The organism is Actinophytocola sp. (assembly GCF_036378875.1).
Classification (GTDB): Bacteria; Actinomycetota; Actinomycetes; order Mycobacteriales; family Pseudonocardiaceae; genus Actinophytocola.
Genome location: NZ_DASUVO010000134.1, coordinates 56,992 through 80,736 on the forward strand (window position 1 = coordinate 56,992; position 23,745 = coordinate 80,736).

Below are 23,745 nucleotides of genomic sequence, written 5' to 3' on the forward strand. Positions count from 1 at the left end.
GAAGAACCGATTCTCACGCTTCCGGGATGGGTGACCAGCCTTTCGTGCGATGGGGTAGCACACTGTCATGAAAGGCGTCGGCGCGCGGGTGAACCCATCCGCGCGCCGAATTCACTCCAACCCAGCCGTGCCATTACTTCGCGAACAGCGACAGCAGCAAAATGCACCCATTAGGGGAGCTTGTTCCCCGCGAGGTGTGAATTCGAGCTGACTCCGCGTCAGCGCTGCGCGGCCGCGAGCGCCTCACGGAGGGTGTCCACGCCGGCCGGGTGGCCGGACGTCTCCCAGAAGTTGTCCGCGCCACCCGCGTAGGGCGGACCGTAGGCGGGGGTGCCGGGCTCGAAGCGCCAGCCCTCCGACAGCGGCCCGGCGTCGACGGTGTCGTAGCCGATGTCGTCGAGGAACTCCGACGCGGCCTTCTTGGCGTCCTGGTCGTCGCCCGCGATGACGATCGCGCTGCGGTCCGGGGCGCCGGCTGGGCGAGCCAACTCGGCGAGGTGACGGTAGAAGATGTTGTTGAACCCCTTCACGACCCGGGCCCCCGACAGGTGCCGCGCCACCAGTTCGGTTGTGGTCAGCTCGCCGCTGTCCAGCTCGGCGAAGTGGCCGTCGCGGGCCGGGTAGTAGTTGCCGGTGTCGATGACCACCTTGCCGGCCAGCGGCTCCGCCGGGACGTCCCGGACGCTCTTCACGGGGATCGAGACCACGACGATGTCCCCGGCCCGCGCGGCACCCGCCGCGGTCGCCGCGCGGGCCTTCGGACCCAGCTCGGTGACCAGGTCGGTGAGGGTTTCCGGGCCGCGGGAGTTGCTCAGCACCACGTCGTACCCGGCCGCCAGTGCGAGCCGGGCGACGGTCGAGCCGATGTGCCCGCTGCCGATCAGTCCAAGTGTTGTCACACCATGGTCAACGAAGCACCGACCCGGATATTCCTGGCACCCATAGAAAGTATATTTCCATCCCGCTACCGTAATCGCCAAGAATCGCCGGACCATGGCGATGCCCAATAGTGCACCTAATTTCGCCCCAGGGTATTCCTCCGGACCGTGGATTCACGCAACAGGTGTTACCTAGCGTGTCTACTTTCCCGACGAAAAGGAGTGAGTATGGCACGCAACCTGGGGTCATGGTGGATCAAGGACGGAATCGACGGAAGAAGACTGGAGGCCCAGGGATTCGCCTCGACCCTGGCCGGGCTGAGCCAGTTCGACTGGACTCAGGATCACGGCGATTCCGATGTGCTGGAGAAGGACTTCGTCACGACGGCGAACTGGGTGGAGCGCACCGACGAGGTCGACGCGCTCATGATGTCCAGCCACGGCTCGCCCAGCGGGTTCTCGGTCTGGGGAAGCAACGTGACCACCGGGGACGCGGTGGACTTCGGCAAGAGTGACCTGGAGATCTTCGCCACCCACGCGTGCGCGCTCCTGGAACACACGTCGTCCAACCCGGTGGGACGTTGGATCCCGGCCTTCGAGCGACTGCACTACATGTGCGGGTTCCACAACTCGTCCTACTCGGGAGGAGGGCAGGATTCGCGCGGCACGTGGTTCGCCATCTACGCCGCATGGGCCCACTACATGTTCCTCTTCCTGTGGGACATTCCCGTCCGCGAGGCGTGGGCGGAGGCCAACGAGATCGTCGAGGGATCACAGGTGCAGTGGGCGTACCTGCGTGCGACGACCGACGCGGCGCCGACGTACAACGAACGCCTCCGAGAAGCCGAGCCGTCCGACCCGACGGGCGTACGAAGCTTCTGGACCGCACGCGGAACCTGCTGAGGGGGCAACCAATGTCGCTGTTGCTGAAGGACATCGAGTTTCGTACCGAACTGCCGGACGTGCCCGCCAGCATGCCGTTGGCGGTCACCGACGCACAGACCGCCAGAGAACGGGCGGCTTCGATCGCGGCTCTCGCCGACCTGGTCGGTGCGCGCGACGCGATCGAGGTCGAGCTGCCGTTCGGTCACGCGTTGGCCAGCAAGGCCGGCCAGGTCGAGTTCTTCTCGGCCAGCGGTGCGATACGCGGCCGCAACGCCAGCCTGTTCGATCGGTTCGATGACGAGCGGCGGGAATGGTCCGATGTGGAGAAGTCCGACACACCGGACGGTGTGGTGTATCGCCTTGGCGAGCGCTCGAGTCGTCGGTTGATCGCCCAGTCGCGGGACACGTTGGAAAGGATCGGTTTGACGCCGGAGGGCGTCACGAACGTCGACGTGGTGCTCGGGCAGTGGGCGCAGCTCGACGACACGGGCGAGCAGTTGGACAGTGGGCCTGGCCGCGCGACCGTCCGAATGGGATACGAGATCGAGAAGGTGCCGCTCATCGGCCCAGGCGCCAAGACGCACCTGCACTACGACCCGATCGACGGCTCGCCGGTCCTGGCCCGGTTCTTCCACGTGCTGCGGTCCGTCACCGACGTGCGCTCGATCGAGACCGGCGGTACCGAGCGTGCCTTCGATGGCCTGCTCGCGGATCCGTTCCTGGCGGAACAGTCCGAGAAGGGTGGACGAGTCGCGGTCACCGCCGTACGCCTCGGACTGCTGGCACTGCCAGCCGACCTGCCCCAACGGTTCGCGCAGCCGGCGCTGGCCGTCGAGGGCGTGGTGGAGGGGCTCAAGCATGACCGCAAGGGCTCCTACGAACTGCGCTTCGGCCGGTACGTACCAGCGGTGACCACCGACGCCCTGCGTGCGGCGGGCGTCGCGGTGCCGACGATGTGAGCAGCGATCACCGTACGTGCGGGATGGGCCGGTAGATGAGCTCCTGGGTGTGGCCGTCGAGTGTTCGGCTCTCGATCAGCTCGAGGTCGAAGTCGGCCGCACCCTGGAAGATCGGTTCCGCCCCGGTCTGGCCGGTGATCACCGGGAAGAATGTCACCTGGAGGCGGTCGACCAGGCCGGCGGCCATCAGCGCCCGGTTCAGCGACAGGCTGCCGTGCGAGCGCAACGGCATCTCGGACTCCTCCTTGAGCCGGGCGACGACATCGACGGCGTCACCGCTCACGATGGTCGCGTCCGGCCAGTTGAGCGGTTCCCGCAGCGTGGTGGACACGACCGTCGTCGGCAGGTTTCGCATCCGGGTGTTCACCGGATCGCTCACTTTGGACTCCTCGGTGCTCGGGCCCAGCGCCTCGACGAACTGGCGAAAGGTGTTGGCACCGAGGACCATCCGCTGCTCCTCGCGGTAGAGGGCGAGGCGGCGATCGAGGAACTCGGGGCCTTGCTTGCCCCAGTACCCGCCCCAGTCGCCGCTGGCGCTGTAGGAGGCGAAGCCGTCGAGGGTGGCGAAGATGTCGAAGGTGTAGGTAGCGGTCACAAAGCTCTCCTCGCTGGGAAGATCGACCCGGCCGTGCTCTCTGGTCCTGAGGGTAGACGCTCATGACGACCGAGCACGGCCGCGTGAACCAGAAACGTCGCACGTACAACGCGATCCTCACGATCGCGGCCACCATCGGAAATCCGGCGGAAGCCGTCCCCACCCGGCCAGGCCTACGGTTCGGGCTCATCGATCACGCACTGGCACCATGGGCCACACGCCTGAACGACGACGATCCGCTGCTGACCGCACTCAAGCGGGACCTCGCGGTCGTCATCGCCGCCGAGTCACTCTTCTGCCTCGTCGACCAGTGCGGCCTCGCACCGGAGGAGGCAATCACAAGCGTCGTCCACACCGCGACCACGCTCACCAGCGCCGCGGTCCGCGAACTGAAGGCCCGCAACAGAAAACGCTGAACGGCTTTACGACCTCGGCATCGGCCCACGCTCGCAGAAGGGTTCCGCGCAAGTCACCAGTTCACGGCGTCGAGCCAGATCGTCACCGGCTCGTCCGTCCATTGATAGATCTCGACGCCGATCGCGGTGACCTCGTCCACCTCCGGCACCGTCCAGACGTACTCCGTCCAGTCGGTGTCGGTGGGCAGTGGAATCTCGTTGCCGGGCCCTGGCGTTTCTGGCGCCCAGGCCTCATCAGATCGCGAGTCGTAGGCGAAGAAGCGGATGCTCGCCTTCTGCTTTGTCGGCACCCGTAGATACATGGTCACCTTCATGCCGGGACGCAGCGACTCCACGCCGTGCGTGATGCCGATCGACTTGTCCTCGTCGTCGCTCGCCAGGATCGTGGTGACCTGCAGGGACTGCTGGCCTTCATACGCCACGGCCGCCGTGGCCTCGTAGGTGACCTTGTCCCCGCCCCACAGGGGGCTCCACCGGTCGTCGCCGGCCTCGAACCCGTACTTGACGGACGACTGGCCGAACCACTGCAGACCGACCACGACGCCGAGCGCGACCACCACCGCGGCGGCCACGACGACGACCCACCGATCGCGGCCCTCGCCGTCCTGCTGGCCGTGCCCACCGCCGCGGCCGAAACCCCGGTCGACACGGCCGCGGCCGACCCCCCTTTCGGGGTGAACATGTCGTTCTACAGCGCCAACGATACGTTGGTGAACAGCGCGGCCACCCAGAAGCTGCTGCGGGACAAGGGCATTCCCCTGGTCCGTGTGCCGCTGCGGGGCACCTTCGACGGCAACCCCACCCCCATCGGCGACGACCTGCTGCTCAAGGTCATGCGAGCGGCGAAGAACACCGGCGCCACGCCCGTGCTGATCCTGCGCGGCCCCGCCGCCGGGGACGACGCCTTCGTGCTGCGGGAGAACCTGCGCCGCATCGACCTCGCGACGCAGGTGTTCGGCGATGCCCGCGTGTACCTGGAGTTCGGCAACGAGTCCGACCTGGCGGGGATCGACGCCGACGAGTACGCGCGGACCTGGAACGCGGTCGTCCCCGAACTGCGTGAGCGGGCGCCCGAGGAGTACAGGTTCGTCGGCCCGGTCAACTTCGAGGCCGACGCGGACTATGTCGGCACGTTCGTCCGGCTGGCCGAGGACAACCCGCCGGCCTACCTGTCCTGGCACGAATACGTCTGCGACAAGGCCAACGAGAGCTGGGACGCCTGCCTGGCCGACATCCCGAAGTGGGCCACCCACGTCCAGAACATCGAGAACGAGGTCCAGGAAGCGATCGGGAGAACACTGCCGTTCTTCATCTCCGAGTGGAACGTCGACCCGAACTTCCCCAGCCCGGCCTACTCCGACGCCCCGAAGATCAAGGAGTGGACCACCAGGGCAATCGCGCAGCTGCGGAACCTCGGCCCGCTGTTCGCCGGCGCGATGAGCTACACCGCGACCGACCACGGCGACTTCGCGCTCCTCAAAGGCGAAACCACGCTCACCCACCAGGGTGAGGCGTTCTTCGCCGCGCTCGGCGGCGGCACCCCACCACCGATCGACGTGAGGTTCGACTTCGAGGACGGCACCACACAGGGCTGGTCCGAGCTCTACGGCGACGCCAACCCACGCAACACAACCGACATCGCCCAGCACGGCACGCACGCGCTGTTGCTCGACGCCGACCCGAACGGCCACGCCGCGGTGGGCACCACTCGCGGACTCACCGGCCTGCGGTCCGGAACGTCGGTCACCTACCAGGTCTGGGCCGACCACGACCTCACCGTGCGGCCGTTCGTCCGCGATCCCCAGAGCCGTCCGGTCTTCCCCGCAGGCGCCGAACACCGGCTACCGGCGCGGCAATGGGTGACGGTGACCTGGCAGGTCCCAGCCGTGTCGGCGGTCGGCGCCATCGGGCTGGAGGTCGCGCCCGGCGCAGGAACCATCGCGCTCGACGCACTCACCTGGTAGCAGGGGAAAGGAACAGCGCATGCGCGGCAAGTCGGTAGTCGTCGACAACAACCTCGAGATGGAGAACACGGTCGCGGACCTGATCTCCAGAGGCTATTTGTTGATGAACCAGGGCACGCGGCGGGCCACACTGGTCCGCCCCAGGACAGGCCGCTTCCTCGGCGTGCTCGTCGGTTTGTGCGGCCTGCTCACCCTCGTGCTGGTCATCGCCGCCGCCTTCGCGGACAGCGGTGAGGGGGCAAGCATCGTCATGATCGTGTTCCTGTTCGTCATCATGCCGATCGGCGGACTGCTCCGCTTCGTCTATGTGCACGTCCGTCGCGACCAGGTCATGCACGTCCTCGTCCGCGACCAGTGAATCCATCATGAAGCGTGATGGAACCGCATCGTCAAACATCGTTGGACAGTGCGTGATGCGCGAGTCATGCTCGATGTCATGAGGTCGAGTCCAGTGCGTGGTGACAGCCGCCTCGAAACGGAACAAAGCCTGGAACCAGCCCGGCTGCGCGCAGCCTTCGGCACCTTCCCGACCGGGGTCGTCGCCGTCGCGACGCAGGTCGACGACCAGCTCGTCGGCCTCGCCGCGAGCTCGTTCACCTCGGTGTCGCTGGATCCACCACTGGTCTCGTTCTCCATCGCCAACACCTCCAGGACCTGGCCCGCGCTACGCCGCGCCGGCCACCTCGGCGTGACCGTGCTCGCCGACCACCACCACACCATCGCCCGACAGCTCGCCGGCCCCGTGGCCACCCGCTTCGCCGGCCTCGACGTCACCGTCAACGACAACGGCGCGGTCACCCTCACCGACGGCATCGCCTGGTTCGACACCACCATCGACCAACACATCGCGGCAGGCGACCACACCATCGTCCTCTTGCGACTCCACACCGCGGCACACGTCGACCGCGCACTCCCGTTGGTGTTCCACCGAAGCGGGTTCGGCCTGGGGCGCCCCGCATGACGCCGCGGTTCCACTGGGTCCTGCCCACCGGCGGGGACAGCCGTTACCTGGTGGCCGGCGGTCCGGGTGTCGGCTCGTTGAGCGCCCGAGGTGACCGCCCCGCGACGCTCGACTACCTCAGCCAGATCACCCGCACCGCCGAACAACTCGGCTTCACCGGCGTCGTCGCCCCGCTCGACAGGTGGTCCGAGGACGCCTGGCTGACCAGCGCCATGCTGGCCGGCACGACAAGCAGGCTGAAGTTCCTGGTGCCGGTCCGGCCGGGACAGATATCACCGGCCCTCGCCGCACGGATGGCGGCCACGTTCCAGCGCCACTCTGGAGGCCGCCTACTGTTCCAAGTGGACACCACCACCGACGAACACGGCGATTTCCTCGACGATAACGACCGCCTGACCCGCGCCGACGAGTTCCTGCGGGTGTTGCGCGCCCTCTGGCAGGGCGAGGAGGTCACGTTCCACGGCGAACACATCCAGGTGGAACGCGCGGCATTGTCCCGCGTCCCACAACCCGTGCCGCCCGTCTACCGCAACGGTCCCGTCGCACAGCACGCGGACGTCCACCTCACCGGCGGTGAACCACCGCCGACGATCGCCGACCGGATCGAGCGCATCCGCCACACGACCGACCACATACCCCGCTTCGCCATCCGTCTGCACGTGATCACCCGCGACACCTCAGGCCAAGCATGGGCCGACGCACGCCGACTGCTCGCCGCGCTGGAACCCAACCCCCACAACGGATCCGCGAACCGAATGGTGACCGTGCACGGTGGCGGCGCGTCCAAACTCGAGGTCTACCCGAACCTGTGGTCCGGCGTCAGCCTCGTACCCGGCGGCGCGGACCTCGCCCTGGTCGGCAACCACGCCGAGGTCGCCAACCGAATCGAGGAATACCACGCCATCGGGATCGACGAGTTCATCCTCTCCGGCCACCCCCACCTCGAAGAGGCCTACTGGTTCGGCGAAGGCGTGTTGCCGCTACTGCGCCAACGCGGCACCTGGCCAAACCCCAGCACCAGCGGTCTAGCCACCGCGCGATGAATCCTTCCTCACGCCCAGCGCGATCACCCGGCCACCGCAACGACCAGACGGTTCGCCGGGCCTTCGCCGTTCGCGCGGTGAAAGGCGCGTTCACCACGCAACCGGTGTGGTGAAAGGAGCTTTCATAGCGCTGAACGAGCCCAACGCGCCTTTCACAGCTGGGCAGCGCCTTTCACAGTCGGCAACCTACCGGCGCGGCTGAGCGAGCCGGCAAACGTATCGGTCACAGCACCAGCAATGTCGGCGGCGGCGAGGCCGCCCGCCGACGCGCGTAAACAAAGCGGAGCGGGCGAAGACCGCTTCGCGCAGCGAACGGCGTGTTCACGCCACGGGCAATGTCCTGAAAGACGCGCTCATGTCGTTGAACGTCCCCATCGCGTCTTTCAGGACACCAGCCGGGCGCTGCGCGCCCGACGCCCGCGAAGCGGGCCTGACCAGGCCAGCACGTCCCCGCAAGGCGCGACACCCGACAAGATCACCGGTGGATCAGCGATGCCCCCCCGCACGCGACGGAGCCAACGGGTCAGGTGGTCGGGGTCCATCCGAGGGCCGGTGCCACGGTCTGGACGAGGTCGGTGAGCAGCCGCACGTTCTCCGCGAGGCCGAACGCGGGTGGGAGGAACAGCACGATCTCGTCGGCCTCCGCCAGGCCTGGGTCGGCGAGCACTGCCTCGGTGACCTCGTCAGGGGTGCCATGGAAGACGGGGCTGATGCGCATGCCCGCCGGGAGGTCGGTGACCGGCTCCAGAGCCCCCTTGGGGCGGGAGGCGTGCATGCCCTCGGTGCGGCGCTGGTGGTCGTAGGCGCCGTAGGTCTCCCTCAGCTCCGCTGTGGTGCCGGGCAGGATCGACGCGGCGACGGCCACCGGCGGCGGCGAGGTTCCGTACTTCTCCCGCCACGTGGTGCGGTAGGACCTGATGAGGCGGGCCTGGTGCGCCCCGAACGTCTCGCCCTCGGCGAGGCCGTGTAGCACGGTGCCGGTGATCAGCCCTATCCCGAGTTCGGCTCCGCGAGTTGCCGAGCCGAGGCTGCCCGCGCCCTGTCGGACCCGTGACCGCAGGCCGGGGCTGTGCGGCGTGACCTTCAGCTCGGTTCCGACCGGCGCGCCCTGGCCCGGTCCGTCGACGATGTGCAGCGTCTCCCCGGCGATGGCGGCGAGGAAGCGGTCCTGTCGGCGTTCCGCTTCCGTTCGGGTGTCCGTGTCCGCGGCGCCGAACACCGCGTCGAACGTGGCGTTGGCGCCCGTGGCGACGGCGAGTTGGAGGCGGCGGCCGACCAGGAGGTCCGTGACGCCGGCGGCCTCGGCCAGCAAAACCGGGTCCTGGTACCGCATCGGGAGGACCGCCGTGCCGAGCGTGATGTGGTGCGTGTGCTGGCCTGCGGCCGCGAGGAACGGAAGAGGTGACGACAGGTAGTGGTCGAAGTGTCGCTGGTAGACCCATCCGGACTGGTAGCCGAGCGCCTCGGCCGCCTTGAACAGCGAGACGCCGTCGGCCAGTCCTTGCGATGGGCCGCGGTCGTCGCTGAACGACACCCGGGTGTTGAAGCCGAGCCGCGTCATGAGACGCCTGCCGGGATCGAGTGGAGGAGTGCCCGGGTGTAGGGCTGTTGGGGGTCGTCGAAGATGGACGTGACCGGTCCGCTCTCCACGAGAGAACCCTTGTGCATGACCGAGACGGTGTGCGCGAGTTGCCGCACGAGCGCGAGGTCGTGCGAGACGAACACGTACGTCAGGCCGAACGAAGCCTGAAGCGACAGCAGCACCTCGACGATGCCGGCCTGGACACTGACGTCGAGCGCCGAGGTCGGCTCGTCGAGCACGATCACGTCAGGCCTGAGCACCAGTGACCGGGCGAGCGCGACCCGCTGGCGCTGTCCGCCCGACAACGCCGTGGGTCTGTGGGAGAGCAGATCCTCGCTCAGGCCAACCGAATCGAGTGCCTCGCGCACGCGTGACACACGCTCCTGATGGGAACCGACGCCGTAGCGGTCGAGTGGCTCCCGCACGAGACGCGAGACCTTCCACGTCGGATCGAGTGAGGTGAACGGGTTCTGGTAGACCAGCTGCAGATGCCGGCGGATCGTGCGGAGCGACGCGTGCGACCGGCCGGCCACCTCCTCCCCCGCCACCGTGATGCTGCCGGCGTCGGGCTTCTCGAGCCCGAGCAGCAGGCGGATGGTGGTCGTCTTCCCCGAACCGGACTCGCCGACCAGTGCGTGGGTGGTGCCCGCCGCGACGGTGAACGACACGTCGTCGACGGCGGTCACGGTCCCGAACGTCTTCGTCAACCCGGTGACCTCGATCTTCGGTTCGCCACCGCCGGCAGTACGCAGGTGTTGGTAGCGGCCGGGGTTGAGCGCCGGGACGTCGGCGTGGAGTTGGCGGGCGTACGACGACTCCGGCGCGGTGAACACCGTCGCCGTGTCACCTGCCTCCTGGACGGCGCCGTCCTTGAGCACGACGAGGGAGTCCGCGCGTTCGGCGGCGATCGCCAGGTCGTGCGTGATCAGGACCAGGCTGATCTCCAGTTCGCGCTGTAGTCGCGTCAGCAGGTCGAGGATGCGCTTCTGGATGGTGACGTCCAGCGCGGACGTCGGTTCGTCGGCGACGATCAGTGCCGGCCGGGGCAGCACGGTGAGTCCGATGAGGACACGCTGGAGCATGCCCCCGGACAGCTGGTGTGGGTAGGAGTCGTAGACGCGGACCGGATCGTCGAGGCCCACCTGGGCGAACTTCTCCAGCACCAGTTCCTTGCGGTCACGCACATCGAGCAGGGCGGCTGCCTCGTTCGCCTGTGCGCCAACGGTTCGCACGGGGTTGAGCGCGTTCGCGGGATCCTGGGGCACGAACCCGATGGCACGCCCGCGCAGCGGCCGGAAACGCCGTTCGGACAACGAAAGCACGTCCTGCCCGGCGTACTCCACGACGCCCCGCGCCCGCCCTCCTTGCGGCAGCAGGCGAAGCACCGCGCGGGCGATGGTCGACTTGCCCGAGCCCGACTCGCCGATGAGCGCCAGACTCTCGCCGCGCCGGAGACCGAAGCTCACGTCGTGGACGACCTGATGGTTGCCGTACGCCACGGACAGTCCCTCGACGCGCAGCAGGGTGTCGGTGGCCGTGGACGGGCGTTCGAGTGTCAGTCGGTTCTGCGGAGCCATCGGCTGATCCTGTTCACGGAGAGGACGGTGGCGATCATGACGAGAGCGGGCGCGTAGACCAGCCATGGCGCCAGCGGGTAGTCCTTGCCGACGGACACGAGCAGGCCCCAGTCGGACGCCGGCGGCGGGTCACCGAAACCGAGGAACGCGAGGCTGGCGATCAGCAGGATCGAGTACCCGAACTGCAACACACCGAGCGACAGCAGCGAGCGCGACGCGTTGGGCAGCACGTGCCGCACGAGGATGTGCCACCGCGACCCGCCCTGCAGATAGGACGCCTCGACGAACACTGCACGGCGGGTCTTCAGCACCTCCGCCCGCATGACCCTGGCGAAGATGCCCACCGCGGAGACGCCGACCGCGATCGCCGCGTTCGTTGTCTGGAAGCCGAGCGCGCTCACCACGACGACGGCGAGCAGGAACTCCGGGATCGCGAGGAGCACGTCGACAAGGCGGCCGAGCACGGCGTCTGCCCACCTGCCGAGGAAGCCGGCCACGAGCCCGATCAGACCGCCGAGCAGCACGGCGATGCCCACGGCGATCAGCGCGCTGGTCACCGAGGACGCGGTGCCGTGCACGACCCTGGCGAAGAGGTCGCGCCCGAGATGGTCGGTGCCGAACCAGTGAGCCCCGCCCGGCCCGAGGAACTTGTCCGCCGGCACACCGCGAGCGGGATCCTGACCGGTGAACAGGCCGGGGACGAGCGACCACGACAGCACGACCACCACGACGACGAACGACACGACCACCGTGGGTGGCACCCAGGTGGCCGACCGGCGGACCACCGCCTCCGGCACGGCAAGGGCGGTCACGCGGCCACCTCCACCCTGGCCTCGCCGAGCTTCACCCTCGGGTCGAGCAGCGGGTACACGAGGTCTGCGATCAGGTTCACGACGACGAAGGCGACCGCCGCGAGCGTGACCACCGCCTGCAGCACCGGCAGGTCCTGTGTGGTCACCGACCGCTGCACGAGGCTGCCGATGCCGGTGCGCCCGAAGATCTGCTCGGTGATGACGGCACCGCCCAGCAGTTCGCCGACGACCAGCGCGATGACGGTGACGACCGGCAGCGACGACGGTTTGAGCAGGTGACGTAGGAAAAGCCGGGCCTGGCCGAGGCCGCGGGAGCGGGCGACCGACGTGTACTCCTGGCCGGCCTCGTGGTCGAGGTTGGCGATGAGCACCTCGGCGACCCGCGCGGAGACCGGGATGCCGAGGGCGACGGCGGCGAAGAACGTCGCCCACCCGCCCTCGGCGTCGATCACCCGGAACAGCCCGAGCTGGAAGGCGAAGATGTTGATCAGCAGGAGGCCGATCACGAAGTTCGGCACCGACAGGAACAGCGACGGGAAGGCACGCAACCACCCCTGCCCGTAACGCTTCGGCAGGTACTGGGTGCCGAACCCGATGGCGAACGCCAGCACCAGGGCCACCGCCAGCGCCGAGGACGCGAGGACGAGCGTCGAGCCGACGACCTCGCCGATCATCCGGCTCACCGGAAGGCCCGACCGCAGCGAGACACCGAGGTCACCGGTCACGAACCGGGTCAGCGACTCCCACAGCTGCACGTACACCGGCTGGTCGAGCCCGTAGTAGGCGACGATCCTGCCGATCTCCTCCTCGGTGAACCCGTTCTGCGGGTTGCGCAGCGTGTTCGTGACCGGGTCGCCGGGCAGCACGCTGATCACGACGAACGTGAACACGTACGCCAGCAGGATGACGACGATCGCCTGGAGGACGCGTTTCACCACGTACTTCGCGTAGGCGGAGTTCATGAGAGCCAGGCGGTGTAGTAGTTGGCGTACGCGATGCCGTTGTAGGTCACGCCGTGCAGGCGGGGCGACTGCAGGTAGATCCGCTGGACGATCTGCGTGAGCGGGACGAAGTAGCCCTGCTGGAGCACGTATCCCTGCAGCTCGTCGAGGATCGGGGCACGCTCGTCGACGCTCTTGGCGCTGGCCACGCCGGTCGCGAGCTGGACGAGCTTCTGGTCGCTCTGGCCGAGCCCGAACCAGTTCTCGCCCTTGTTGGCGTCGGTGAGGACCCCGGCCACCGTGCCGGCGTCGATGAAGCTGCGGGTGACCTCGTAGGCGGCCACGCTCGGGCTGCCGACCTTGACCCGCTCGCCGTAGGTCACCACGTCGAACGACTGGATGTTGACCTTGAAACCGACCTTCTCCAACTGCTGGGCGACCAGTTCGTCGACCGACTTCGAGGTCGCCAGGTACGGGTTCGAGTACAGCGTCAGCTCGAGCTGCTTGCCATCCTTGGTACGGATACCGTCGGCGCCCTTGGCCCAGCCCGCTTCGTCGAGCAGCTGGTTCGCCTGGGAGGCGTCGTAGGCGAAGTCCTTGCTGTGGTCGGTCGCGCCGGGAACGTTGCTCTGGAACAGCGACTCCGGGGCGAGCCAGTCCTTCGTGTAGACCGTCGAGATGATCTCGTCCCGGTCGATGCCGTGCTGGAGCGCCTGCCGGACCTTCACGTCGTCGAACGGCGCGACCTTCGTGTTGATGGCGTAGCCGTTGACGAACCCGAGGTAACGCGGGGTCGCGGTGGTGAAGCCCTGGTCGGAGAAGGACTGCAGCTCCTGCGGGGACGGGTTGTAGGCGACGTCGGCCTGTCCGGACTGGACGGCGGCGGTACGCACCGACGGCTCGGCGACGATCTTGTAGGTGATCGAGTCCAGGTAGGCCGGTCCATTGTGCTCGAGTGCCGCCGGCGCCCAGTCGTAGTCGGCGCGCTTCTTGAGGACCACGCTGTCGCCTTCCTTCCAGGAGGCGACGACGAACGGACCGCTGCCGATGTCCTTCGCAAGGTCGGCCTGCTCCTCGGCGGGCAGCGCGATGGACTTCGGCGAGATCAGGATCGAACCGTGGTAGCCCAGCGTCGGGATGAAGCCCAGCGTCGGCGCCTTGAAGAACACCTTGACGGTGGTCGCGTCCACGGCCTCGGCGTGGTCATAGGTCTTCGGGAACAGCCCGATCGGGTTGATGCCCCTGGCCGGGTCGCCCTTGGCCCAGATGTCGAGATTGGCGACGACGGCCGCGGCGTCCAGCGGCGTCCTGTCGGAGAACGTGACGCCGTCACGCAGGTGGAGCGTGAACTCCGTCGCGGTGTCGTTCTGGTCCCAGCTCTCCGCGATCCACGGGCTGACCTCGCCCTTCTCGTCGACGTAGACGAGCTTGTCGGTGAGGTGGCCCCAGATGTGGCCCTGGAAGCTGGAGATGGCGCTGTTGTTGGGAATCCAGGTGTCGCCGAGCGAGTCGATGAGGAACGTGACGTCGCCGCCCTGCTTCGGCGTGCTGGAAGCGCTGCCCGCATCCGCTCCGGCGCCGGGGCCACACGCGGCCAGGACGACGACGGCAGCGAGGCAGGCGAGCATACGGAATGTGCGGGGGTTGTTCATGGGACGAACCTAAAAGCGGGCTGACCACGCGGTCCAAGACGAAATGGGGATCGAATCCCATTCAGGAGTCTTATCAACAGCGGCCGTGCGCGCGACTAGCCTCGGGCCGTGAGCCAGGAGACCAGCGCGCACTGGGGCACCTATCAGGTCGAGGTGTCCGCCGACGGCCGTGACGTCGTCACGGCGCACACCGACGACCCCGACGCCGCGCCGGCGATCGGCAACGTCGTGGACGCCCACCGGCACCGCTCGCGGGTGACACGACCCAGCGTCCGCCGCCGTTGGCTCGACGACGGCCCCGGCCCGGACACCGGACGCGGCGACCCCTTGTCGGAGTACGTCGAGGTCAGCTGGGACACCGGGCTCGACCTGCTTTCCCACGAGTTGGAACGGGTCCGGTCCACGTTCGGCAACCAGGCGATCTTCGGCGGCTCCTACGGCTGGGGCAGCGCCGGCAGGCTGCACCACGCGCAGAGCCAGCTCCACCGGTTCCTCAACACGATCGGCGGCTACACCCGATCGATCAACGACTACAGCCGTGGCGCCAGCCTGGTGCTGCTCCCCCACCTCGTCGGCGCCCAGGCGACCCTCGACCTGCGGTACAAGCCCACATCCTGGGATGACGTCGCCGAGCACACCGACCTGCTCGTCAGCTTCGGCGGCCTACGCCGCTCGAACACCTGGGTGGTGCCCGGCGGCCACGCCCGCCACATCGGGTCCGGCCATGCCAGGGCCGTGGGCCGTACCACCCGGGTCGTGACCCTGTCGGCCCAGCGCGACGACGCCTTCCCCGACCTCGACGCCGAGTGGGTCGGTGTCATGCCGGCCACCGACACCGCCGTCATGCTCGCCCTCGTCCACGTCCTCGTGGTCGACGGCCTCGTCGACGACGAGTTCCTCGCCACCCACACCGTCGGGGCCGACCAGGTCCGCCGGTATGTGCTCGGTTCGGTGGACGGCGTGCCCAAGAGCCCGGAGTGGGCGGCACGCATCAGCCGGACACCCGCGAACGTGATCCGCGAACTGGCACACCGGATGGCGGCCGGGCGCACACTGGTCAACGTCGTCTACTCACTGCAGCGCGGCGAACGTGGTGAGCAGGCCGTCTTCGCTGGGCTCACGCTGGCGGCGTTCCTCGGTCAGATCGGCCTGCCCGGCGGCGGTTTCGCGCACGGTTTCGGGTCGATGGGTGACTACGGCGTGGGGATCGCCGGCGCCCGGCTCCCGACGTTCCCGCAGGGCAGCAACCCGGTGCCGGACTTCATCCCGTGCGCCCGGATCAGCGACCTGCTCCTGCGCCCTGGTGAGGATATCCCGTACAACGGCGGGACGTTGACGTTGCCGTCGACGAAGCTCGCGTACTGGGCGGGCGGCAACCCGTTCCATCATCACCAGGATCTGCGGCGTCTTCGGCGCGCGCTGTCCACACTGGACACGTTCGTGGTGCACGAGACGCACTGGACCCCGACCGCCCGCCACGCCGACATCGTCCTTCCCGTCGCGAGCACGCTGGAACGCGACGACGTGGCGGCCGGCGCCGGGGACAGTCGTTTGCGGGCGTCCCCTCGGGCTGTGCCGCCGGTTGGTGACGCACGCGAGGAACTGTGGATCTACACCCAGCTGGCTTCGCGGCTCGACGCGGACTTCGCAGAGGGCCTTGACTCACGGCAGTGGCTGGAACGGATCTACGAGGAGTGGCGGGCCGCCCCCGAGTCACCGCCCGCGCCGCCGTTCGCGGAGTTCTGGCGTGACGGTGGCGTCGCGCTTCCCCAGGATCCTTACCGCGACACGGTGTTCGCCGCGTTCCGTGCTGATCCGGCAGCGCACCCGCTTGCGACGCCGAGTGGCCGGATCGAGCTGTTCTCCTCGACGGTCGCGGGTTTCGGTTTGCCCGACGTGGCCGGGCACGCGGAGTGGCGGGAACCATCTCAGTGGTGGGGTTCGCCGCTGGCCGAGGACTTCGATCTCCATCTGTTGTGCAACCAGCCAACGCACCGGCTGCACAGCCAGCTCGACATGGGTGCCGCGAGCCAGTCGACGAAGGTCGCCGGCCGTGAGCCGCTGCGCCTTCATCCTGATGACGCGGCCGCCCGCGGTCTGGCGGGTGGCGATGTCGCGCTGGTGCGGAGTGCGCAGGGCAGCCTGTTGGCGGGTGTTGTCGTGACCGATGCTCTGCTGCCTGGTGTGGCGCGGATGCACACGGGCGCGTGGTTCGATCCCAGCGCGCCGGAGATCGCCGACTGCGTCAACGGAAACGTCAATGTTCTGACGCGCGACGTCGGCACCTCCACGCTGACCCAGGCCACGAGTGGTGCCCACGTGCTGGTGACCGTTGAGCGGTATGACGGGCCTGTTCCGCCGGTGCGGGCCTACGAACCGCCGCCGGTGGCGAGAAGCTGACGCCACGCGTCGGTGGGGACGCTGAGCATGGGGCCGGTGGGGTTCTTGGAGTCGCGGACCAGAACCGCGTCAAGGCTCGTAGATGGGAGATGGTGAGACCACGCTACCTCCACACAGTCCGTACCCTCGTCGTTGCTGTAGCTGCTCTTCCGCCATGCCACCTCCACGCAGTTCGTTCCCTCGCCGCCGCTGTAGCTGCTTGTGCGCCACCTCTCCGACACGCCAATGACTCCCTCGGTCGTACTCGTCGGCCAGTTCGGCCGCGAACTCCGAGGATTGTCCCTCATCCAAGGCAGCGTCAGCGAGCATGGGCACGAATTCGTAGAAGTTGTTCACATAGTCGGAGTCTTCGAGGATCAGGCCACCGAACCGGAGACCGTCCAGGTAGACGATGGGCTGGCAATCGTTGAACTCCATCAGGCGGAACGCATCACCGAACACACGGGCCAGGCTCGGCACGATCCGCACAATGACGTTGTCCAACGCTGCCGTGAGCACGAGATGCAACAGTTGGTCGTGCATGACCCTGTCGGTGCCCACGCGGAGCCGCAACGCCTGTTCGTGGATGTAGAAGGTGAATCGCGAGGGATTCGGCAGGTTCAGAATCTGCCGCCGCTCCATTCGGGTATGAACAGCGCTTGCCAGGCGTTCCTTGGCGATGGTGGGGTTGACGGCGAGGATGCGAGCGCGGGCGTAGTCGGGTGTCTGCAACAGGCCTGGAATCACTTGGGGCTCGTAGCTGAGCACATGCTCTGCCGAGGACTCGTGGACGATCAGCGACTGCAGTGAGCCATCGATGCGTTTGTCGGACAGGTAGTAGCCCTGCTTGCACTCGGCCCGCCTGGTGAACTCCAGGATCGGCCCCACCTCCGGCGCCTTCATCCCGCAGGCGACCGCGTACTGGACGACGTCGACCGTGGTCGACGTTCGGCGGCCGTGTTCCATGCGCGAGATCCGCGTCAGCGGCCAGCCCAGCCGGCGCGCGAGCTGCGTCTCGGTCATGTCCGCTTTGATACGAATCCGTCGCAGCATCTCGCCCAGTTCCCGGTAAACGGCTGGCACGTAACTCTTGCCCATGCCGGTCACGCTATGGCCGGCACCGGCGAAAGCCCACGCGCGCCGCGCCAAGTCCACCCCATCGGGGCATGTCAGCGCGTGCTTTCATCGGCTGAAAGTGTGTGCTACGGTCGAGTTTGACCGGATCAGCGATTCTGGTCAAAGGGTCAAAGGGTTGGTGTCATGGGGAATCAGCCGAGCCGGGCCGACCGGATCCTCGACGCAGCTGGCAGTTTGTTACTGCGGTACGGGTACCGGAAGGTCACCATCGAGGACATCTCCCGGCAGGCGGGTATTGGCAAGGGCACGGTCTACCTGCACTGGCGTACCAAGCAGGAGCTGTTCGAGGCGCTGTTGCGGCGGGCGTCGTCCACCGTGCTCGAGGAGCTTCGCGCCGGGTTGCGTGCGGATCCGGCGGAGGTCCGGCCGCACCGCATCGTCCGGAGCAGCTTTCTGATCTGCCTTCGGCATCCGCTGGTGATGGCGTTGTTCACCGGGGATGTCGAGATGCTCGGCCAGCTGCGGGACAGCCCGCACGCCGGGCAGGACCAGGCCGCGACCGACCACACCCTGGAAATCCTGACCCGGCACGGTCTTCTGCGTGGCGACGTGCCGAACCTCCGGTACGCGCTGTCAGCCACGCAGAACGGGTTCTACCTGTCGGAAAGCCTCGACCCGGACAGCGAGGCCCTTGACCACGAGGCGAAGGCGGACGCCCTGGCGCACATCGTCCGAGCCGCGTTCGAGCCGTCCGGCAAGCCGAGCCGGCGGGTGCTCGCGGCTGCCGCCGACGAACTGGGCGCTCTGTTCGACAACATCATCGGCGAATACCAGAAATGGATCTACTCTGACGACGATGGGGAAACGTCATGAGCACAATTGCCGAAACGTGGGGCATTCACCCCCAACAGTTCTGGCTGCTGGGCCAGATACCGAACGAGGCGGTCGAACACCGTCCTGACCTGGGCATCTGGTATGTCTACGGATACGAGGAGGCGCTGCGGGTGCTCAGCGATCCCGCCACGTTCTCGTCGAACACCAACCGGAAGGTGCCCGAGACGGCGGAGTTCACCGAGGGCAACATCATCCAGCTGGACCCGCCGGAGCACCGGAAGCTGCGGAACCTCGTGAGTCACGCGTTCACGCCGAAGATCATCGCGAACCTCGAGCCGAGGATCGCCGAGCTGACGCACGAACTACTCGACGAGGCAGCCGACCGCGACCACCTGGAACTGGTGGCCGACCTCGCCTACCCGCTGCCGGTGATCGTCATCGCCGAACTGCTCGGCGTGCCGGCGAGCGACCGTGGGCTGTTCAAGACGTGGGTCGACAACATCTTCGACAGCACGCAACAGTTCTCGCTCGCCGACAAGAGCGCGGAACAGGAACGCGAGATGAAGGCCGCGATCGAGCAGATCAAGAACTTCACCGCCTATCTCGGCGAGCACGTCACACAGCGCAGGCGCAACCCCGGCGAAGACCTGCTGAGCAAGCTCGTCGAGGCCGAAGTGGACGGTGAACGACTGACCGACGCGCAGGTCGTGAACTTCGCCCTGGTCCTGCTGATCGCCGGGCACATCACCACCACGATGCTGCTGGGCAACACGACACTCTGCCTGGACCGCAACCCCGCGGCGGCGGCCCGCGTACGCGCCGACCGCACCCTGATCGCCGCCGCGATCGAGGAGTCCCTGCGGTACCTCAGCCCGTTCGCGGCGGTCAGCCGAGTCACCAACGCCGAGATCCAACTAGGCAACCAAACCATCCCGAACGACGAGCTACTACTGATCTGGATCGCGGCCGCCAACCGGGACCCCCGACAGTTCACCGCCCCGGACACCTACGACATCACCCGGGACCCGAACCCACACCTCGCCTTCGGCCGAGGCATCCACTTCTGCATCGGCGCACCACTGGCCCGCCTGGAAGGCCGGGTAGCACTGAACATCCTGCTGGACCGCTACCCCACACTCCGCACGGACCCACAGTCCCCACCGGAGTTCCTGCCCAACCCCAACATGACCGGCGTCCGCACGCTCCCGCTACTCACCCACTAACGGACGGGCCCCGCCCATGCTCCCGCGGTGTCATGAAGGACGCCTTCCTCCCGCTGGGTGCGATGGATAAGGCTCAGCGGGACTGTTTTACCAAGGGTGCGTTGGACTCGCTCACCCTGGCTCCACCAATGAACTCGTCGAGGTATCCACACATTGCGAGGGACGCGACCTGATCAGGCCGCACGCCTCGAAGGCGCCAGGCGTTGTCCCGAAAGACGCGATCGGGACATCGCCCATGTCCCGAAAGACGCGCTGATGACGCTCAACCTGGATCCACCGATGATCTTGTCGGGTGGCGCACCTCGCAGGGAGGGTCTGGTCAGGCCCGCTTCGCGGGTGCGCACCCGCAGGGTGCGCACCCGCGAAGGACGCGTTGGGGACGTGGCCGGTGTCCTGAACGACGCGATCGGGACGTTCAACGACATGAGCGCGTCTTTCGGGACACCGCCTGTGGCGCGGCCGCCGGCTTGAACTGCACGCGAAGCGGGCTCGCCCGCGAACCTTGCCGTCACAGCATTCGTGTCCCGTGCCGGCCGGACCTCAGAGGCCCAGCACGCGGCGGCCGGCGGCGAGCAGTGCCGTGTCCTCCTGTGGTGGGTGGACGCGGACGCAGAGCACGTCGCGCAGGTGGCGTTCCAGTGAGTTGCGGCGGGACAGTGCCGGGTTGCCGAGCGCGGCGACCGCTGTCTGCACGGCGGCGACGACCGCGCGGGCGATCGCCACCTTGATCACTGACAGCTGTGGGACCACCGACTCGTCGCCGGCCTCGATGCGCAGGAGTGCGCCGTGCAGCAGGGTTTCCGCCTGTGCGATCTGAAGGTCGATCTCGCCGGCGACCGACTGGATCCGCTCGGTCGTCGCGATGGGCCTGCCCAGCGCGGCCGGTACCCGGGAGTGGGTGAACGCCCCGAACGCCTGCCGGGCCGCTCTGGCCACGCCGATGTAGAGCGCGGGGTGGCCGAAGCTGCCTGGCCCGGTCGTGGCCGCCGGGTCACGGTAGACACCGTCCGCGCCGCGTGGGATCTCGACGAACGCGTCCTCCGGGAGTTCGACGCCGTCGTAGATCACGTCGTGGGTGTTCGAGGCACGCAGTCCTAAGTGGTCCCAGGTGTCGATCCACGTGATACCGGGCAGGTCCCCCGCGACGATCACGTGACCCACCCGCGAGGCGCCTGGCTCATCGGTCACCACCCACACCAGGTGGTACGCCAACGCCGTCCCGCCCGTCGCGTAGGACTTGTGGCCGTTCAGTACCCAGCCGGCCCCGGTGCGCCGGACCGTCGTCTTCGGCAGGCCGCCGCGGGCCGGCGCACCGAGTTCCGGCTCGGCCCTGATCGCGTTGATCGGCGCGGGTCCCGGCCGCCGAAGCACCTCGTCGTAGAGTGCTTTGGGCCAGTGGGCGTTCGCGGCCTGCGCGGCGTGCGCCATCAGGGTGTTCGCCACGATCAGCGCGACCGACGGGTCACCCTCGCCGAGCGCGGTGAGGATGCGTGCCGTCTCACGCGGCCCCGCCCCAGCGCCACCGAACTGCCGCCCGACGGTGGCTGTCAGCAAGCCGGCGCGGTGGGCGACTTCCAAGCCGCGCACCGGAATCGCGCCACTGTCGTCGTACTCCGCCGCCGTCTCGGCGAGTTCGGCCGTGACCGTGGCGAGCGCCTCGTCGGTGAGGTCGGGGACGCTCGGCGCGGTGCTCGTCATGCCTGGGCCGCCGTGGCGTACCGGCGGTAGTCCTCGGCGTAGTTGCCGAGATGTTCGGACTGCAGCGTCCCGCGCCGGCCGGTCGCCTCGCGGTGGGCGAGTTCCTGGCGCACCAACGGAAGGATGTGCCGGCCGTAGTCGACGGCGTCGGCGAGCGTGTCGTAGCCGCGGATGCTCACCAGGTCCGCGCCGCGGTCGACGTAGTCGAGGATCGCGGCGGCGACCGTCTCGGGCGAACCCACCAACGCCGTCGACGCCCCGGCCGCGTTGGTGACCGCGGCGGTCCGGGTCCACAGTGCACGGTCGTACAGCTCGGACCTCTCCGCGAAGGACAGTGCCCGCTGCGAACCGACGTTCTGCGGCGTGCCCCGCTGGAAGATCTGCTTCCCGAAGGCCGCCTTGCCGAACGTGTCGGCGATCTTGGCGACGTACTCGTGTGCCTTCCGCCACGCCAGTTCGTCCGTCTTCGCGATGATCGGCCGGAACGTCACCCAGATGCGCGGCAGCGTGGTGCGGCCGGCGGCTCGGGCGATGCCGTGGACGCGTTCGATCTCGCCGCGCAGGTCGTCCAGCGGCTCGCCCCAGAAGCTGAAGACGTCGGCCTTCTCGCCACCGACCTGGAACGCCTCGTCCGACTGCCCGCCAATGGAAATCGGGATCGGCCCGTCGTAGGGCGCGAAGCCGGGGCCGAAACCGTCGAACCTGTAGAACTCGCCGTCGTGGCTGAACGGCTCCGGCTCGGTCCACGCCCGCCGCAACAGGTCGATGAACTCCGACGTGCGGGCGTAGCGGCGATCCTTGGGCAGGTAGTCACCCTGACGGGCCTGCTCGGCGTCGCTGCCGCCGGAGATGAGGTGGACGACCGCCCGGCCCTCGGTGAGCTGGTCCAACGTGGCGAGCTTCTGAGCGGCGACCAGCGGGAACGTCGTGTTGGGGCGGAGCGCGACGATCGGCCGGAGCCGTTCGGTCAACTGGCCGACGGCCGAGGCGACGACGAACGAGTCCGCGGAGTTCGAGCCGTAGGGCAGCAACGTGTAGTCGTACCCGCCCTCCTCGAGGGCGCGGACGTAGGTGCGGAAGTACTTCAGGTCGATACCCCGGGTCGGGATGGGGTTCAGCTCCGTCGACGGGTTGAGGTGCGACAGGCTGATGAACTCGACCTTCCGCGCGGCGGTCTCGGGGATCTGCGGATCGAAGGCGCTGGTCACGCTTCGAACGTATGGCGATGTCATCACAGGCGTCCAAGAGAAGTACGCGATGGAAACCCATAGGTCCGAGTTATCAGGCTCCCGAGACGAGCTGGAGGTGCGGCCGCTCCGCGAAGAAGTCCATGCCGGCCGACAGCGCGGTCTGCTCCAGCTCGGCGGGTAGGCCACGGCGAGCGACCATCCGCAGGTGGGTGGTGCCGGCGTCGGGCAGCTCGCCGCACATCGAGAGCCCCGACGGACGGCCACCAGCGCTCGGTAGGAGCGCGACGCCGAGACCGGCGCGAACCCCGGCGAGGACGCCTTCGAGGGTCGTGGACTGGGCGGTGACCTCGACGCGGTGGCCCTCACCGGTGAGCACTGACAGCGCCCGCTCACGCAGGCCACACGGCTCCTCGAACGCGACGAGCGGCCACGTCTCCCCCGGCGCGGGCGGCGTCCAACCACGCGCGGCGTACCAGTTGAGAGGTAGTTGCCCGACGAGATGCCCCGCCCCCTGACCACTGGGATCGAGGACGAACGCGAAGTCGACCGCGCCCTTGCCCACCGCCTCGGCGAGCTGGGTGGACCGGCCGATCTCGAAGCGCGTGGCGCAGTCCGGGAACGCGGCCTGCAGTGCCCGGATCATCTCCGGCAGGATCTGCTCGGCGCTGTGCTCGGTCGAGCCGACGACGATCGTCCGGCCGCGCTCGGCCTCGAGCGAGCGCAGCGCGGCGTCGTGCACCTCGATGATCCGCCGCGCCTCGGCCAGGACCCGCTCGCCCTCGTGGGTGAAGCGCATGTTCCGCCCGTCGCGTTCGAAGAGCTTGCGCTTGAGGCCACGCTCGAGCAGCCGGACGTGCTGGCTCAACGCCGGCTGACTGATGTGGCGCACCGCGGCGGCCTTGCTGAACCCACCGCACTCGGCGATCGCGATCAGCGTGCGCAAGTGTTCAAGGTCGAGCGAGTTGGTCATGCATTGATTAGAACCCATCGAAACCACTGCTCCCACGACGTGGGAAGACATCCCACAACGGCCGGGGAGGCGGCATCATCGAGTGGTGGAGCGTTGGGGACCTGGCTGG

23 protein-coding genes are annotated in these 23,745 nt (G+C 68.1%); 10 read left to right on the forward strand and 13 right to left on the reverse strand.

Going from position 1 to position 23,745, the window contains the following annotated elements; genetic code table 11:
- Positions 1 to 218 precede the first annotated feature (218 nt).
- The gene (locus VF106_RS39205; protein ID WP_330845061.1) at positions 219 to 899 is read right to left on the reverse strand and encodes an NADPH-dependent F420 reductase; all 681 of its coding nucleotides are present in this window, start codon (positions 897 to 899) and stop codon (positions 219 to 221) included.
- Between the two features lie 207 nt (positions 900 to 1,106).
- Here VF106_RS39205 and VF106_RS39210 point away from each other — a divergent pair, with 207 nt between their 5' ends.
- Together VF106_RS39210 and VF106_RS39215 are read left to right on the forward strand one after the other, a co-directional pair.
- Positions 1,107 to 1,781: a DUF6345 domain-containing protein gene (locus VF106_RS39210; protein WP_330845062.1), complete on the forward strand. Its 675-nt coding sequence runs from the start codon at positions 1,107 to 1,109 to the stop codon at positions 1,779 to 1,781.
- Between the two features lie 11 nt (positions 1,782 to 1,792).
- Positions 1,793 to 2,722, forward strand: a complete 930-nt coding sequence (locus tag VF106_RS39215; RefSeq protein WP_330845063.1) for a hypothetical protein — start codon at positions 1,793 to 1,795, stop codon at positions 2,720 to 2,722.
- A 7-nt stretch (positions 2,723 to 2,729) separates the two neighbouring features.
- On the opposite strand, the gene VF106_RS39220 is transcribed toward VF106_RS39215, so the two are convergent.
- Positions 2,730 to 3,317, reverse strand: a complete 588-nt coding sequence (locus VF106_RS39220; RefSeq protein WP_330845064.1) for a dihydrofolate reductase family protein — start codon at positions 3,315 to 3,317, stop codon at positions 2,730 to 2,732.
- 62 nt (positions 3,318 to 3,379) lie between these two features.
- Here VF106_RS39220 and VF106_RS39225 point away from each other — a divergent pair, with 62 nt between their 5' ends.
- Positions 3,380 to 3,733: a hypothetical protein gene (locus tag VF106_RS39225; RefSeq protein ID WP_330845065.1), complete on the forward strand. Its 354-nt coding sequence runs from the start codon at positions 3,380 to 3,382 to the stop codon at positions 3,731 to 3,733.
- A gap of 53 nt (positions 3,734 to 3,786) precedes the next feature.
- Here the strand turns inward: VF106_RS39225 and VF106_RS39230 are convergent, their stop codons facing one another.
- Complete coding sequence (locus tag VF106_RS39230) at positions 3,787 to 4,305, reverse strand: hypothetical protein (RefSeq protein ID WP_330845066.1); 519 nt, start codon at positions 4,303 to 4,305, stop codon at positions 3,787 to 3,789.
- A gap of 42 nt (positions 4,306 to 4,347) precedes the next feature.
- Here VF106_RS39230 and VF106_RS39235 point away from each other — a divergent pair, with 42 nt between their 5' ends.
- The 4 genes from VF106_RS39235 (at position 4,348) to VF106_RS39250 (ending at position 7,701) form a co-directional block, all read left to right on the forward strand.
- Positions 4,348 to 5,697: a hypothetical protein gene (locus tag VF106_RS39235; RefSeq protein WP_330845067.1), complete on the forward strand. Its 1,350-nt coding sequence runs from the start codon at positions 4,348 to 4,350 to the stop codon at positions 5,695 to 5,697.
- 19 nt (positions 5,698 to 5,716) lie between these two features.
- A complete protein-coding gene (locus VF106_RS39240) occupies positions 5,717 to 6,055 on the forward strand; it encodes a hypothetical protein (protein WP_330845068.1) in 339 nt (112 codons plus the stop codon).
- Positions 6,056 to 6,133: 78 nt separating this feature from the next.
- On the forward strand, positions 6,134 to 6,658 hold the full coding sequence (locus VF106_RS39245; RefSeq protein WP_330845069.1) for a flavin reductase family protein: 525 nt from the start codon (positions 6,134 to 6,136) through the stop codon (positions 6,656 to 6,658).
- Positions 6,655 to 7,701 (forward strand): LLM class flavin-dependent oxidoreductase, encoded by a 1,047-nt coding sequence (locus tag VF106_RS39250; protein WP_330845070.1) that lies wholly within the window; start codon positions 6,655 to 6,657, stop codon positions 7,699 to 7,701. The genes VF106_RS39245 and VF106_RS39250 overlap by 4 nt, the downstream gene beginning before the upstream one ends.
- A gap of 523 nt (positions 7,702 to 8,224) precedes the next feature.
- On the opposite strand, the gene VF106_RS39255 is transcribed toward VF106_RS39250, so the two are convergent.
- The 5 genes from VF106_RS39255 to VF106_RS39275 are packed head-to-tail and all read right to left on the reverse strand — an operon-like array spanning position 8,225 to position 14,265.
- A complete protein-coding gene (locus VF106_RS39255) occupies positions 8,225 to 9,262 on the reverse strand; it encodes an LLM class flavin-dependent oxidoreductase (protein WP_330845071.1) in 1,038 nt (345 codons plus the stop codon).
- Entirely contained in the window at positions 9,259 to 10,860 is a 1,602-nt protein-coding gene (locus VF106_RS39260; RefSeq protein WP_330845072.1) for an ABC transporter ATP-binding protein, read from the reverse strand. Before VF106_RS39260 ends, VF106_RS39255 begins: the two co-directional genes overlap by 4 nt.
- Entirely contained in the window at positions 10,839 to 11,672 is an 834-nt protein-coding gene (locus tag VF106_RS39265) for an ABC transporter permease (RefSeq protein WP_330845073.1), read from the reverse strand. Before VF106_RS39265 ends, VF106_RS39260 begins: the two co-directional genes overlap by 22 nt.
- Positions 11,669 to 12,634 carry an ABC transporter permease gene (locus VF106_RS39270; RefSeq protein WP_330845074.1) on the reverse strand — a complete coding sequence of 322 codons (966 nt, stop codon included), beginning with the start codon at positions 12,632 to 12,634 and terminating at the stop codon, positions 11,669 to 11,671. Before VF106_RS39270 ends, VF106_RS39265 begins: the two co-directional genes overlap by 4 nt.
- Complete coding sequence (locus VF106_RS39275) at positions 12,631 to 14,265, reverse strand: ABC transporter substrate-binding protein (RefSeq protein WP_330845075.1); 1,635 nt, start codon at positions 14,263 to 14,265, stop codon at positions 12,631 to 12,633. Before VF106_RS39275 ends, VF106_RS39270 begins: the two co-directional genes overlap by 4 nt.
- Before the next feature lie 108 nt (positions 14,266 to 14,373).
- On the opposite strand from VF106_RS39275, the gene VF106_RS39280 reads away from it, so the two are divergent.
- Complete coding sequence (locus VF106_RS39280) at positions 14,374 to 16,665, forward strand: molybdopterin-dependent oxidoreductase (RefSeq protein WP_330845076.1); 2,292 nt, start codon at positions 14,374 to 14,376, stop codon at positions 16,663 to 16,665.
- Here the strand turns inward: VF106_RS39280 and VF106_RS51045 are convergent.
- A complete protein-coding gene (locus VF106_RS51045; RefSeq protein WP_414639161.1) occupies positions 16,635 to 16,826 on the reverse strand; it encodes a DUF397 domain-containing protein in 192 nt (63 codons plus the stop codon). The genes VF106_RS39280 and VF106_RS51045 overlap by 31 nt on opposite strands.
- On the reverse strand, positions 16,735 to 17,742 hold the full coding sequence (locus tag VF106_RS39290; protein WP_414639159.1) for a helix-turn-helix domain-containing protein: 1,008 nt from the start codon (positions 17,740 to 17,742) through the stop codon (positions 16,735 to 16,737). Before VF106_RS39290 ends, VF106_RS51045 begins: the two co-directional genes overlap by 92 nt.
- A gap of 162 nt (positions 17,743 to 17,904) precedes the next feature.
- On the opposite strand from VF106_RS39290, the gene VF106_RS39295 reads away from it, so the two are divergent.
- Entirely contained in the window at positions 17,905 to 18,594 is a 690-nt protein-coding gene (locus tag VF106_RS39295) for a TetR/AcrR family transcriptional regulator (RefSeq protein WP_330845078.1), read from the forward strand.
- Complete coding sequence (locus tag VF106_RS39300) at positions 18,591 to 19,778, forward strand: cytochrome P450 (RefSeq protein WP_330845079.1); 1,188 nt, start codon at positions 18,591 to 18,593, stop codon at positions 19,776 to 19,778. Before VF106_RS39295 ends, VF106_RS39300 begins: the two co-directional genes overlap by 4 nt.
- A 540-nt stretch (positions 19,779 to 20,318) precedes the next feature.
- Here the strand turns inward: VF106_RS39300 and VF106_RS39305 are convergent.
- The 3 genes from VF106_RS39305 to VF106_RS39315 form a co-directional block, all read right to left on the reverse strand.
- Positions 20,319 to 21,476: an acyl-CoA dehydrogenase family protein gene (locus VF106_RS39305; RefSeq protein WP_330845080.1), complete on the reverse strand. Its 1,158-nt coding sequence runs from the start codon at positions 21,474 to 21,476 to the stop codon at positions 20,319 to 20,321.
- On the reverse strand, positions 21,473 to 22,684 hold the full coding sequence (locus VF106_RS39310; RefSeq protein ID WP_330845081.1) for an LLM class flavin-dependent oxidoreductase: 1,212 nt from the start codon (positions 22,682 to 22,684) through the stop codon (positions 21,473 to 21,475). Before VF106_RS39310 ends, VF106_RS39305 begins: the two co-directional genes overlap by 4 nt.
- Before the next feature lie 73 nt (positions 22,685 to 22,757).
- A complete protein-coding gene (locus tag VF106_RS39315; RefSeq protein ID WP_330845082.1) occupies positions 22,758 to 23,636 on the reverse strand; it encodes a LysR family transcriptional regulator in 879 nt (292 codons plus the stop codon).
- Between the last annotated feature and the right edge of the window lie 109 nt (positions 23,637 to 23,745).